The organism is Vibrio algarum (assembly GCF_028204155.1).
GTDB classification, from domain to species: Bacteria; Pseudomonadota; Gammaproteobacteria; order Enterobacterales; family Vibrionaceae; genus Vibrio; species Vibrio algarum.
Genome location: NZ_JAQLOI010000001.1, coordinates 1,965,425 through 1,979,378, shown reverse-complemented (window position 1 = coordinate 1,979,378; position 13,954 = coordinate 1,965,425). Strand labels below are relative to the sequence as shown.

General features: G+C 39.3%; 12 protein-coding genes and 2 pseudogenes. 9 read left to right on the top strand and 5 right to left on the bottom strand.

Translation table 11 applies throughout. The features are described from left to right. The first annotated feature begins 231 nt into the window (after positions 1–231). Both PGX00_RS09450 and PGX00_RS09445 read left to right on the top strand, forming a co-directional pair. On the top strand, positions 232–585 hold the full coding sequence (locus tag PGX00_RS09450; protein ID WP_272135580.1) for a DUF2750 domain-containing protein: 354 nt from the start codon (positions 232–234) through the stop codon (positions 583–585). Between the two features lie 171 nt (positions 586–756). Beyond that, positions 757–2,373, top strand: coding sequence for a mechanosensitive ion channel family protein (locus PGX00_RS09445; RefSeq protein WP_407702348.1), 1,617 nt, complete (start codon positions 757–759; stop codon positions 2,371–2,373). 122 nt (positions 2,374–2,495) lie between these two features. On the opposite strand, the gene PGX00_RS09440 is transcribed toward PGX00_RS09445, so the two are convergent. Further along, entirely contained in the window at positions 2,496–2,918 is a 423-nt protein-coding gene (locus tag PGX00_RS09440; RefSeq protein ID WP_272135578.1) for a DUF3859 domain-containing protein, read from the bottom strand. 382 nt (positions 2,919–3,300) lie between these two features. On the opposite strand from PGX00_RS09440, the gene PGX00_RS09435 reads away from it, so the two are divergent. The 4 genes and pseudogenes from PGX00_RS09435 to ugpC all read left to right on the top strand — a co-directional run bounded on the left by PGX00_RS09435 (position 3,301) and on the right by ugpC (position 7,521). Further along, positions 3,301–4,593: an extracellular solute-binding protein gene (locus tag PGX00_RS09435; RefSeq protein WP_272135575.1), complete on the top strand. Its 1,293-nt coding sequence runs from the start codon at positions 3,301–3,303 to the stop codon at positions 4,591–4,593. Between the two features lie 71 nt (positions 4,594–4,664). Continuing rightward, positions 4,665–5,545 (top strand): annotated as a pseudogene (locus PGX00_RS09430) (ABC transporter permease subunit). Positions 5,546–5,556: 11 nt separating this feature from the next. Continuing rightward, positions 5,557–6,399, top strand: a complete 843-nt coding sequence (ugpE, locus tag PGX00_RS09425; protein WP_272135573.1) for a sn-glycerol-3-phosphate ABC transporter permease UgpE — start codon at positions 5,557–5,559, stop codon at positions 6,397–6,399. 42 nt (positions 6,400–6,441) lie between these two features. Beyond that, positions 6,442–7,521 carry a sn-glycerol-3-phosphate ABC transporter ATP-binding protein UgpC gene (ugpC, locus tag PGX00_RS09420; RefSeq protein WP_272135571.1) on the top strand — a complete coding sequence of 360 codons (1,080 nt, stop codon included), beginning with the start codon at positions 6,442–6,444 and terminating at the stop codon, positions 7,519–7,521. 128 nt (positions 7,522–7,649) lie between these two features. Here ugpC and PGX00_RS09415 read toward each other — a convergent pair. Further along, positions 7,650–9,088 (bottom strand): annotated as a pseudogene (locus tag PGX00_RS09415) (DUF3612 domain-containing protein). A 258-nt stretch (positions 9,089–9,346) separates the two neighbouring features. Between PGX00_RS09415 and PGX00_RS09410 the strand changes: the two are divergent. Beyond that, complete coding sequence (locus tag PGX00_RS09410; protein ID WP_272135569.1) at positions 9,347–9,922, top strand: aldolase/citrate lyase/malate synthase family protein; 576 nt, start codon at positions 9,347–9,349, stop codon at positions 9,920–9,922. 317 nt (positions 9,923–10,239) lie between these two features. Here PGX00_RS09410 and PGX00_RS09405 read toward each other — a convergent pair whose 3' ends face one another. Continuing rightward, complete coding sequence (locus PGX00_RS09405; RefSeq protein ID WP_272138008.1) at positions 10,240–10,731, bottom strand: YgjP-like metallopeptidase domain-containing protein; 492 nt, start codon at positions 10,729–10,731, stop codon at positions 10,240–10,242. 105 nt (positions 10,732–10,836) lie between these two features. On the opposite strand from PGX00_RS09405, the gene PGX00_RS09400 reads away from it, so the two are divergent. After that, positions 10,837–11,070, top strand: coding sequence for a glutaredoxin family protein (locus PGX00_RS09400; protein WP_272135567.1), 234 nt, complete (start codon positions 10,837–10,839; stop codon positions 11,068–11,070). A 24-nt stretch (positions 11,071–11,094) separates the two neighbouring features. Here the strand turns inward: PGX00_RS09400 and PGX00_RS09395 are convergent, their stop codons facing one another. Beyond that, a complete protein-coding gene (locus tag PGX00_RS09395) occupies positions 11,095–11,454 on the bottom strand; it encodes an MmcQ/YjbR family DNA-binding protein (RefSeq protein ID WP_272135565.1) in 360 nt (119 codons plus the stop codon). A gap of 171 nt (positions 11,455–11,625) precedes the next feature. On the opposite strand from PGX00_RS09395, the gene PGX00_RS09390 reads away from it, so the two are divergent. After that, positions 11,626–12,198, top strand: a complete 573-nt coding sequence (locus PGX00_RS09390) for a nucleoside triphosphate pyrophosphohydrolase family protein (protein WP_272135563.1) — start codon at positions 11,626–11,628, stop codon at positions 12,196–12,198. A gap of 694 nt (positions 12,199–12,892) precedes the next feature. On the opposite strand, the gene PGX00_RS09385 is transcribed toward PGX00_RS09390, so the two are convergent. Then, complete coding sequence (locus PGX00_RS09385; RefSeq protein ID WP_272135561.1) at positions 12,893–13,927, bottom strand: succinylglutamate desuccinylase; 1,035 nt, start codon at positions 13,925–13,927, stop codon at positions 12,893–12,895. Positions 13,928–13,954 lie beyond the last annotated feature (27 nt).

The window sequence follows — 13,954 nt, the reverse complement described above, 5'->3', positions numbered from 1 at the left end:
ACACGTTTTTATGTGACAAACTTTATCGCTAACGAACTTGGTTGCAGACTAAGCAGATATACATACGCGTTTAATAAACAGCTAGATCACCAATAAATGCTAATAGCATGTTAAATCAGTGAGTAATATGTAACAGTATACCATTTCATAAGATATATTGAACAATAAAGTATTATTAATAAAGCGTAATAATGGTAGTCTTAGCGTCTATCGAATACAGAGAACCAAACAATGACAAAGCTAACATCAGACATAGAAGCAAACTTGCAGTTATTCGTAACTGAGACTAAACAGAATCAAGTAGTTTGGGGGCTAAGAAATAACGACGAAGATTGGCTAGCCTGTGATTCATCTGAGTTTGAAAATAGTGAAGTAATGCCGTTTTGGTCTAACAAAGAAGACGCGGCTATACATAATGTTGAAGAGTGGGCAGAATTCGAAATCTACGAAATACCACTGGATGTGTTTGTTGAAGATTGGCTAATTACGCTAGCAGAAGACGGAGTACTTGCTGGTGTTAACTGGAACGAATCATTGGAAGGTAAAGAGATGGAACCTTCAGATTTAGCCAAGCTATATCTGTAATTTATTATCTAATTGATGACTCGTTAGATTAAGCCCAGTTTAGATAGAAAAGCTCAGCGTTGTCGTTGGGCTTTTTTTGTTATAAAAAATGGAGAATATTCTGATTCCTTTATACACTAGATATAGGCTTAACCTATTCATTTAACGTGATTTATTTAACAAGGCTCGGTAATGAAAAAATTATTCTCAAACATATTTACTTTGCTGCTTACTATCACTCTATTTTCCCTGTCTATGAGCACACAGGCAAACGAATTGATAGACCGTCAACAAAGCTTGCAATCCGATTTAGCAAAGCTTGTCACCGCGCACAATAGCGACAAACCCTTTCTCGAAGATATTTTACGACGTAAAAACAACCATTTTCGCGATGACCTGCTGCTCAATATTAAAACAATGTCTGACAAAGAACAGATCAACGCCATTGTTATAGGTCAAATAGAATTACTTCGAGGACTATTGAAATATAGCGATGAAGACATTGCCTCTCTCGCTAAACAACTTAGAGCACATGAATACAAAGACAACGTTGATCTTCGACTCAAGGTTCAACGTCGAATCACCAAAATGGATACGTACTATCAACAACTTTTTGCCACACTAAATACAGCCGAACAATACAGTCTAGATATCGAACAATACACAACCGATTTCAAGTCCTCGCTAAGCAGGCGTGCTGAGTTTTTGTCTAACGCGATGCTATATTTAGACACTCAGAAAAGAGAAACTGAAGCTCGATTGGCTTATGTTAGTGACGAAGAAAAGGCATCGCTGACTCAACAGATCGTCAGGTACAATGAACAGATCGCCGTATCGGTTATTAGCCTAGAAGTTGCTACTTCCATCATGGGTAAAATAGGCATAGATGTCACCCAAACCAAACAATTATTATTGACAATTACCGGCGACATCAACGCGGATGTTTTAGATGTAAACGTAGCATTTGGTCTGTTTGAAAAGTGGCTAGCATCATTAAAGGATTGGGCGTTCGACAACACGCCATCTCTAATTGTTAAAGTATTGCTGTTTTTGTTCATATTGTATGTGACGCGAAGTATATCCCGTATCGTAAGTTCCACGGTTAAAAAAAGCGTAAAACATTCGAAAATGGATTTCAGTGTATTGATGCAAGACTTCTTTGTTTCTATTGCCTCTAAAACCGTTATTTTTATCGGTATCCTATTTGCTGCTTCGCAAATCGGCATTGAACTCGCGCCGCTATTAACTGGTTTCGGTGTTGCTGGTGTGATTATCGGTTTCGCGCTGCAAGATACTCTTTCCAATTTTGCTTCAGGGTTAATGATCCTTATATACCGCCCCTATGATGTAGGTGACATGGTTAAAGTTGCCGGTATCCAAGGAACAGTAAAAAACATGAGCTTAGTTTCAACTAGCGTGCAAACCATCGATAACCAACGATTAGTAATCCCTAACAATAAAATATGGGGTGATGTTATTAATAATATTACCGCGGAAACAATTCGGCGTGTCGATATGGTCTTTGGTATTGGTTATGCGGACGACATTGACGCGGCAAGAGAAGTATTTACTAATATTTTGCTCAACGACCCACGAGTACTAAAAACACCTGAAATAACGGTGAAGCTCCATACGCTTAACGAGTCATCAGTTGATTTTATCGTACGACCCTGGGTAAAAACAGAGGATTATTGGGACGTTTATTGGGATGTAACTGAGCAGGTCAAAAAACAACTCGACAACGCAAATATCAGTATTCCGTTCCCTCAACGTGACGTTCATATCTACAAACATGAAGCCGAATCTTAAGTTCTACCATCTCGGTCATCCTCGATGGCTGAGATGGCCGCTATACACCTTTTAAAACGAACAGATAACTGGGTTCAATCCTTTAATAGACTAGCGATGAATCAATTCGTTATTAGATAAAATCAAAAGCCTCTCTGTTTCCAAAACTGCCCTTCATCTTTTGCAAACACATCAAAGGTTTTATCTGCAATTGTTTTACTGTCTAACTCAATGGTCATCCGCCATGGGCCTAACTTATTTTCGATTGGAAGCCAGATTGTGTCACCAAGATAAAAGTGCCAATCATTGCTATTGATATGTTCTTCACCATCAAATGGTTCAAGTATCTCACCATCATCGCTAGTTATATTAGGGTGATAGATACAAAAACGGATTTTCTTACCTTTTGCTTTTTTAATATTGACAGTAAAACCAAACTCTATATCCAGTTCAGCAGGTACCTGTGTAGTAAATTCTAGTATTTTGGGTAACTGTTTGGATTTTGAATCCCATGTTGAATAAATCCCATAAGAAACAATATCAACAATAACGGAGCGTTTAGCCATATAAATGCGTTTTATTTAGTAAATTATCGACCTCTCACTATATCATTTTTCGTTTTCGAAAACCTTTGCTACTAGCCAATTATATTTTTGAAATCTCCCTTCCACTGCCTTCTTCGGTGACCAAAGCCGGCCAAATACTGATATCAAGTGCCATATTTGCTACATAAATCATTCATCAAACTTAAATTTTAGCGAAACATATTTGTCATGGTTTCATTTGAATATAGACACCAAACGAAATACCAAACGAACCACAATATGTTCGCTCGAAACTACTTTTAAATTTAGCTTCCAGGATTTTTAAAAACTACTTTTAATAAGAATGGTACTTAATTGAATAAAGGAATTCACGGACGCTTTTTCATACACAAGGGAAATAACAATGAAAAAACTATGGCTAGCCGGATTACTGTCTGCAACCGTATCTGGTAGTGCATTTGCTGCAACTGAAGTAACTTGGTGGCATGCAATGGGAGGTCAACTAGGCGACACCGTAAATAAAATCGCAACAGATTTTAATGCGTCACAAAGCGAATATAAATTAGTTCCAGTTTACAAAGGAACATATACAGAGGCGCTAACAGCTGGGATAGCGGCTTTTCGTGCAAACGAGTCTCCTAATATTCTTCAGGTATTTGATGCTGGTGCCGCAACGATAATGAATGCGCCTGGTGTAGCAAAACCAGTTCAGGATATTATGGTTGAGTCTGGCTATGATTTCGATTCTTCAAACTATCTATCTGGTGTGCGTAACTTTTACGCTGATAGTAATGGCAAAATGGTTGGTATGCCGTTCAACAGCTCAACGCCCGTTCTTTATTATAACGCTGATATGTTAGAACAAGCGGGTGTAGAGCCACCAAAAACATATGAAGAGATGGAATTGGTCGCACAAAAGCTCAAGGCCCAAGGCCATGCAGCATTTTCACAATCACATACGCCTTGGATATTCTTTGAGAACTTTAAGTCTCGCCACAATCAACAACTATCAGACAAAAACAATGGCTTTGACGCACCAGCTACCGAAATAATGTACAACACGCCAAACCTTCAAATGCACTTTACTAAAATGAAAGAGTGGTCCGATAAAGGTTACTACAAATATTACGGCAAAGATTGGGCTGCAAATCAGACCCCTTTTGAGCGTAAAGACGTAGCAATGTGGATAGGATCATCAGGGTCTTTTGGTGGGTTAAAAGAACGTATTGATTTTAAAATGGGAACGACATTTCTACCTTACTGGAAATCTATTAACGATAACCCCGGTGTTACCTTCATCGGTGGAGCGGCACTTTTCGCACTGTCAGGTCATGATAAAGCGCAGGACAAAGGGGTTGCCGCTTTCTTTAACTACCTAACCAGCTCAGAAGTACAGATGTATTGGCATAAAACCACTGGTTATGTGCCAGTAACAAATGCGGCGTATGAGCTCACTAAAAAGTCAGGTTATTACAACGAAAGTCCCGCAGCAGAAGTTGGAGTTAAACAACTTAGCTTACCCGGTGGAGAGTGGACTAAAGGTTATCGTTTAGGTTTCTACCCTCAAATCCGTGAAGTAATGTATCGCGAAACAGACAAAATGTTCTCTGGCGATTCACAAGTAGCAGAAAGCCTAGAGCAAATCGATGTTGAAGCTCAGCAACTTCTAAAACGTTTCGCTCGCACTGTTAAGTAGCACTTTATTTGCCCCAGTTACATTGGGGCATTTTTCAACTTTACATCACAGTTATAACAGCAGGTATTCTCTTGGAACGTCGACAAAATTTCCGACATTCTCCTCTGCCATATCTTTTTCTGGCACCGCAGATCGTCATTATCGCCATCTTTTTTATGTATCCAGCGGCCAAAGCTATTTATCTATCCTTTTTACTTGAAGATCCCTGGGGCATGTCATCCACCTTTGTTTGGTTCGAAAACTATCAGATGATATTCGAATCTGGCGAATACTTAAAATCCGTCGGATTTACGATATTTTTCTCGATCGTTGTTTCAATACTCTCACTCGCTCTTGCACTTCTTCTTGCCGTTAAAGCGGATAAGATCATCCACGGACAGAGTGTATATCGCGTCACCCTCACATGGGTATACGCTGTGGCACCAGCGGTAGCGGGCATTATGGGTTATTTTATATTTAACCCTCACATTGGACTTTTCGTTGGCTTTTTTAAGAGCATAGGCTACGACTTCCATTACCAAACTCATTCCACACAAGCAATTAGCGTATTAATAATTACTTCCGTATGGAAGCAAATATCCGTGAATTTTGTTTATTTTTTAGCGGGTTTGCAGTCTATTTCTTATGCCGTTCGAGAAGCTGCCATGCTCGATTGCGAAAGCGATATAAGACGATTTTGGACAATCACTTTCCCCTACTCGCTCCAACTGGCTTCTTCTTGTTAGTCATTAACATGACTTACGCTTTTTTCGATACTTTTGGTGTTATTGACACGATGACCGCTGGCGGACCCGGTGGTTCTACTACTTCGTTAGTTTACAAGGTTTACTCCGATGGTTTTGTCGGGGCAGATTTGGGTGGTAGCTCCGCTCAGTCCGTTGTTTTATTACTTCTGGTACTGTTTATTACTTATTTACAGTTTCGATTCGTTGAAAAACGTGTGCACTATTAAAGGACGCAACTATGAAAACTAATCACTGGTGCGACCATCTCGTTCTTATCCTTGGTGCACTCTTTATGCTTTTCCCGATCTGGTTGATCTTTGCCAGCTCTACTCATGACTCAGCGACAATATTGAAAGAAGGCTTACAATTATTGCCCGGCGAAAAGATGTTTGAGATTTATGAGAAAGCATGGACACAAAGCCAAGGTTTTTCGAATAACGTTACCGCAAAAACGATGATAATTAACTCAATGATTATGGGAGTAGGTTTTGCCGCTGGTAAAATCGTTATTTCCTTATGTGCAGCTTATGCCCTTGTCTATTTTAGACTGCCGTATGCATCGGCATGGTTTTGGTTAATTTTTATTACTTTATTACTTCCGCTAGAAGTACGGATTATTCCGTCTTACGAGGTGGTTTCAAGCCTTGGTATGCTTAATAGCTTTTCGGGGCTGATTATTCCTCTTATTGCATCGGCAACGGCTACATTCTTTTTCCGCCAATTTTTCAAAACAATACCCGATGAATTATTAGAGGCGGCGCAACTCGACAACGCTGGTCCTGTGCGTTTTCTTTTCGATATATTACTACCTCTATCTAAAACCATGATGGCGGCTATTTTTATCATTATGTTTGTGGTGGGTTGGAATCAATATCTCTGGCCGATCATGATGACGACAGACGAGAGCTACAACACCATGGTAATGGGTATCAAACAGATACTCAGCAACATAAATGAAACCCCAAAACCTCAATACAACTATGCTTTTGCCATGGTCATACTCGCTATGCTACCTCCGGTTCTTGTCGTTATTATTTTTCAGCGTTGGTTCGTAAAAGGTTTAGTGGAAAGCGAGAAATAGTGAAATTTTATGTTGCGATAGGCAACAACAAGGAATAAAAACATGTTAGAAATGCAACACCTCGTTAAAACATACGAAAATGGTCACCAAGCCGTTAAAGGTATTGATCTAAACATCGCAAAAGGCGAGTTCATCGTGTTGGTTGGCCCGTCAGGATGCGGTAAATCATCAATCCTACGTTCTATTGCTGGCCTAGAGAATATAACTGATGGAGAAATTCATCTAAATGGGCGACGTGTGGATACAGTTAAACCTGCAGAGCGAGACATTGCGATGGTGTTTCAAAATTACGCACTTTATCCTCATATGTCGGTGTATAACAACTTAGCTTACGGACTCAAAAACCGTGGTGTAAGCAAAGTAGAAATTGAAAATAAGATACAAAGCGTCGCAAAAACGTTAAAAATTGAAGATTATTTAGATAGAAAGCCAGCAAAGCTTTCTGGTGGTCAACGTCAAAGAGTCGCGATGGGTCGAGCAATAGTAAGAGACCCTCAATTATTTTTATTCGATGAGCCACTATCTAATTTAGATGCGGCCCTACGCGCTCACATGAGACTTCAAATTAAAAAATTACAACGCGAACTCGCTGTTACAAGTGTTTATGTTACTCACGATCAAGTAGAAGCCATGACATTGGCCGATAGGATTGTGGTATTAAATCTAGGGGAAATAGAACAAATAGGCACGCCTTCCGAAGTCTATCATCAACCCGCCAGCAAATTCGTAGCCAGTTTTATGGGTAGCCCAGCAATGAACTTTCTAAACGCGAAAATCAACAAGGGCCTACTGACTGTCGGAAACCAAACGTTAATGCTAGAAGAATACTCCGAGATTGCTGACCAAGAAATAACACTAGGAGTAAGACCTGAACATGTCGAGAGTAAACCGCTTGATAATGGATTAAGATTTGGTATGAAGATTAGTGCAATTGAACCCTTAGGCCCTAATCAACTCGTACATGGCAAATGTGATTCGCAACATATTATTGCGGTTACACCGGAGCGCCCCTTTGATATAAACCAGGAACTACCTCTGTGGGTAGACCAAAAAAATCTTCACTTATTTGACAATCTAGGTAAGCGAATTAAACCAATCTATTCATTGCCACTTGCTGTTTAGAACCTGACGTATCGCTTATCTATAAAAAATGTTTATTAAGATTACCTTTATCACTCTGGCATCCGCGTTTTAAAGGTAATCGAAACAAACATAGCATCGATTTGAAGGCGTTTTTCTATTTACTATGTTTACGTCGTTTGGTCTTCGCATTTTTTGTAACAACTCGGTATTCTTGGACACTCTCCACCACGGGAGCATATCAACCGTGCTTGAGTCTCAATACCTCTCTCTACCCAGTTAATATTTAATATTCTGGAAACCGTCGATAAACTTTTTTAATGTGCCGAGGGATAACTGCCGAGCCGCCATTTTCTACACACAGTGCCTTTAACTCACTGGCGATTTCTATTGCGTCCCCACCCTGCGCTTCTATGGCTGGGTTAAGATCCAATCCAGCGCACAACACTCGATTATTCATTGCAGGGTCGTTCACATTCACCGACTCACAGCAATATAGCCTTGGCTCATCATTTACATTTAAAATAGAAATCTGCGCAGACGTCCCCGTTTTAGGTTCTGATAACATTCTAAATACGGCCCAATGTTGGCAAGGATCATTGACCATCCTCATATTGCCCCAAGGCAGTGGAATACCATTGCCCCGGTAAACCGCCTTGAGCTTACCCGGAGCGTACGCATCAAAATAATGCCAGTGTGGGTAAGGTGAAACGACCGTCATTCTTCGCATCGCGACAGATGGAGACACTTCGATAGCCTTGTGTACATCGATTTCATAACCATACCTATCTAACAACTGTCGATATGGCACTTTAGGGCACAGCAACGCACCAGCGAAAAAACTGGATTCGAAGTCACGCCAAGCATGTAAAATATCTTGAGGGTTAATTGGTGAACCATTGGTCACGCTATCATCGGCTCTCCATGAATGGTTTCCCACCGTAAGAACACTTTTTAAGCCCTCTTTATTGTGAAGAACACAATTACCGATATACACGGCAAGATCATACTTCAAGCGTGTTGGGTGCTTCTTTAATAGTTTATTAATGTAAATCTTGCCCGGTGGTTCAAAATAAGAAGTGACAAGCTGTTTACTAACTAAACCTAATTCGTCCATGGTTTCAGTCGGCATCGAGTCTATCCAATGCACCTTAAGTCCCTGTGCTTTGACCAGATCCAACATATCGTCAACCGTTAAACCTAACCGCTTTAAGCCAACCTCTTCTGCGGCTCTTTCGAGATCAGGAAAGTGGTTTTGGTGATGCTCTTGATAAGCACGTATGAGAAGCTGAGCGAACTGACGACCATTTACTCCCGTCTGTGACAGAAGTTCTGGAATGGCTATTTGCAACATATCATTAGAAAATAAAAAACTCGGCTCTAATGCCATGCCGCTAATGCCCCCTTTACGACCTTTGTTAGGGGTAATGGCTTCTGATTCTGGTTCATCGTCTAAAAACCATCGTGGTTGCTTTTGAAAAACCTTTGCAATCACCTCCAACATATCGGCACTTGGCACTCTTTTTCCACGTTCGATCATTGATAGGTATGAGACAGAAGGTGAGTGTTCAGCATCAATTCTTACGCAGCGAGCAGATAAGTCTTCCATGGTTAAGTGATTGCGTTTTCTAAGATTTCGTATCTTTGTCCCTAGAAAATGTGACTTACGAATCAAGCTCTGTGACTGTCTCATTTCACACTATCCTTTTGTAAAATTCACACTGTAAAATTTTTGTTGTGAAATTGTAGCGAAAAATAACGTAGTCTACAAACTAAGCAAGGCAGTAATTGGACCAGTTGGTAGCTAACGCACAAAACTAACCTAGCCTTGTAGGCAGATTAAAGGACTAACTAAGAGGGCGAGACTATGAATATGCCAGCATACAGCAGCACAACTAATGATCATCAAAACAGAACATTTATTGCTGAAGCGGTCTTCGCCGTGGAAACAATAAAGAGTCAACAAACTAAAGAAAAACAGATAAAGGCTAAACTTCTTTTAGACGCTATTTTCCCGCTTGATCAAGGCGCCCATGCAGAAGCAACAAGCTATATGTTGAATGGACGGCACCTAATTATTTATTTCAAAGATGGCCGACATACCGGATTAAAAACAGCAGGAACCTTTGTCGCTTTTACAGGACATCGCACCCACCCTGATTCGATTCTACTGCGTGACAAAGAAGGTTGTTACATCGAAGTAAGCTTTAAGAAAGGCACCAACGAAGGGATGCAAAGCTCGGTTGAAATATCTGATATCCAATTAGAAACTTGTGCCACATTCAGCCGCAGCTATGGAGAACAGTCAACACATGGTATTCGTCACTGGGTGAGTCTTCTAAAAACCGATGATCAGGGCCAACCAAAAGCCAGTTTAGATGATAAAGATTTTACAGAGAAAAACGGGGATGATTACGTACTAACCTGCTGTTTCATTAAATAACGATAACAATACACTGCTAATTTCTACCATCCTCAATCATTTACCGTTTGATTGAGGATTTTCTTTTTCTAACTGTTTTTTTATTTATCTCTTTATACTCTTTGTAGATAAACCAAATAACTATCAAAACCACCGCCATTAAACCTACAGAAAATAACAGCAATAATCCGTCACAGACGATATCGGGTCGACAAGGTAAATAAATTTCGATTTCCATAACACAAACTCATAGTAGCAACAGAAGATAAGACCCGTTTAGAAACGATTTACTTTCCCTAGCCCCACAAACGTAATTGCCTGTTGATTTACTTTTCGTGTTATAGCTCTTTAGAAATCATAAACAATCTAGCATCAAACTCTAGCTGGTGATAATCAGGTTCCATATGACAGCAGAGAGCGTAAAATGCCTTATTGTGATCTTTTTCTTTTAAGTGTGCTAACTCATGAACGACTAACATACGAAGTAAAGGTTCTGGTGCTTGTTTGAAGACACTAGCAATACGAATCTCATTCTTTGCTTTTAGTTTGCCACCGTGTGACCGAGATATAAAAGAGTGCAATCCTAGAGCGTTATTGATTAGGTGTATTTTTCCATCATAAATCACCTTACTAATCGGTGAACCTTTCTTCATATATTGATTTTTAATTACCATCGCGTAGTTAAAAAGTGCTTGTTCACTTTTTATCTGATGGTTATTTGGATAGCGTTTAGAAAACCAAGAATTAAAATTTCCTGAGGAGACAAGTTGTTCAACCTGTCCAACGATATGCTCTGGATAGCCCTGAATATAGCGAAGAGATGGATTCATGATAGAAATTCGAATAACAAAAGCGTTACTATACGACAGTCTTGGCAAACAAGCCTCTATTTTTGTCTACAAGGCAAATAAATTAGGAACGATGGAGATAGCAAAGTGAAAAGATTAGTATTGTACGTGTCTGACAAATGCCCACACTGCAAAGAGGCCCAAAAATACTTAGACTCTAAAGGATTAAAGTACCGGCTCACGAACGCAAAAATGCAAAGAGGACGCAAGGAACTTCAAGCGATGGGTGCTCGTTCAGTTCCTGTACTTAAGATAGGAGATCAAATAATGATCGGTTGGAATGCAAAGAACTTTGAACGCATGTACGGATCCAATAACTGATAGACAGTAACCACTTCTTTGCATTTATAAACCATCTACTTCATTTTGCAGTTTCTTAGTCAACGACGATTTAACCAATAGGTATGAATCGTCGGCTAACCCTTTCAGCATTCCGTCGTTTTCACTATGGCCGATTTCTACAGACACCCAATGTTTTTTGTTCATGTGATAACCTGGGGTAATAGACTCGTATTGCTCGGTTAAAAACAAAACGTTATCAGGTATCGCTTTTAAGTTCATAAAGTCTTTGTCGTTCCGGTGGCCAATCAAGGCAAACATCTTTCCCTTCACCTTAAAAACTAGGGTGTCAGGCCCAAAAGGATAACTCAAATCAGAACCGGGTAAAGAAAGTAGGTATTTGCTCCACTGTTTAATATCGTCCATTTCTGTATTTCCCTTTCATATACTATTCCTAACAAAAATCTATGATATCCCGACTTTAATCACGTTTAAACAATCTTAATTAATAGCAGTAAAATTGGGGTATTTTGCTGTCCAAGTTACTAAATAAAATGTGTTATTATCCGGTCAACTTATTTAATATGGATGCGAAAAATGAAACTAACCAAGCTAACTCAACCTATCTTTGACCATATCTACCGTGATATTAATGAGTTTCGCTCGACATTCGATCTTCCTGTTAACGATAAAACATCAATGAACGACGCTATGGATACACTTCATTCTTCCTTAATAATTGAAGAACTGACAGAACTAGCCGAAGCCGACAGTAAAATTGAGCAAGCGGATGCTATCGTTGACAGTATTTATGTTTTGATGGGCCGTTTAGTACATCTTGGAGACAGTAAAGTTGAAGATAACGTCGCCATTAGCTATTTCATTGACGTACTACTTAACGCAGCAACGAACCTAGATATTGATTTCTTACCTTGTTGGGATGAAGTACATTCAAGCAATATGAGTAAAGTGTGCAAAGACCATTCTGAATACCTAGAAACAGAAGCATTTTATGCAAAACAAGGGATTACTTTAATGGCGGTTGCAAAAGGTAACTACGTAATAGCTAAATGTGCTGAAGACTTTGTTTCTGAGTCAAAAACAATCCGAAAAGGAAAGGTATTAAAATCCATTAACTATCGCCCTGCCGACCTTTCCTCTTTAGTCTAAACATATTGATTTTACTTTAGGTAAAAAAATGCGCCCTCTCCAATGCCTGAAGAAGGCGCCAATGCCTAACGAAAGTAGAACGAGAATGTATCGCTATTAGTATTGCCAATTGTGTGCCAACAATTAAATAATTTTAAACTATTGTTTTTATTGAATATTAAAAATATATAACAAATCTAGTTTTTTAAATATGCACTACTTCGGTGCTTTTTGCTCCATTCTGTTCATTGCTAGTCAACTAAAAGTGTCCTTTGCGAATCTAGATTATATTGGAAACGGATATCATAGTGCTTGCAAAAACATAGGCGTTTTTACGGATAACTTGTTCAGGAAGAAAAACAGTGTGGGTTGTAAGATTGGATTTGATTTAGGTAAAAAAATGCGCCTTCTGCAATGCCAGTAGAAGGCGCTAATGCCTAACGAAAGTAGAACGAGAATGTATCAATAGTATTAATGCCAATTGTATGCCAAAATTTTTATTTTATTATCGTATTGTTTTTATTGGATATTTTTAATCTCTGTCTGGTTTAAAACAGTATGAATGCACTAGAACGGTGCTAAACGCGCCAATATTGACTGTAAAGTTATGGAAAAAATGCTCGTTAATGGCTATAAATCAATCAATTACCTTAGCAATAAGCAAAAAAAACGCCGACCTAATTAGTCAGCGTTTTAAACTCTATGCGAGTATGACTTAATCGTAGACAAGTTGGTCGTCTTGATACCAAGTTTCTACAGGGCTCACCATTAATGCTGCCCTTTGGCCAAGTGCAACGTTTTTATTTGGAAATACAATCGCTTCTTGTTCGACTTTAGCGAACAAAAGCTTTTCACCATCATGTCCAAGAACTTGACCATGCTCAAACTGAGTGAAATTTTCTACATCATCACTAAAATTAAAGTCAAAATCGTCGGTTAACCGCTTAATGGTTTGTGTTACTCGATAGGTAACTAATGGTACAGCATCGACTCTATCTAACTCATCTGATAATAAAGCTCTCAAAGCATCATCAAAACCAGAAATTAAACTGAGATCGTTCTCCCCTAATGGCGATACTTTTCCAAGCTCCATCGTAAGTGCTTGAGCGCAAAAGCACTCTGCGCTATACCAACTAAATGTTGCCGCGGGGGCATTTGATAGTAAAACAGCTTCTACTTTCGCCTTCTCAATAAACTCTATCAGTTCACGGCTGCGGCTTTGCGCTTTAGCCACTTTAGGGCTCACAGCAAATGTATAGTGTTTAGAGCCTCTAATCGCACAATGTAAATCAAGATGCCAACGTTGTTTTTCTTGAGTACCTTCGAAGAATTTCGTTAACGTTTCTTTCAGTCCATCCGCGATTTTAGTTTCTAAAGACTCTTTCGAGTGCGGCTTGTTATCAAAAAGTCGATTCAAATTTTCATCTATAAAACGGGTATGTTGATTCGTTGCTTGGAGGTGCGCGTACAGAAACAAACACCTATGATTAACTGTTACTCTTTTCTCAATGATATCGCCAACCAATTTATCTAATAACTCCATCGGTGCAGTTTCATCGCCATGAATACCTGCAGAGAGCACAATAGATTTTGTATCATTTGTGACTTGATAAGGAATAACTTCAACTACGCCCCGCTTCAGCACACGGATTGTTGGGCCAGATGGTAATTGAACTTGTTTTTCTGGCATTTCGTTATCTAGATTTAAGCTGTCATATAAAAAAGATTGACGAAACAGCGTTTGTGCCATGAGTAACTCCTTCAATACATCAGGTCT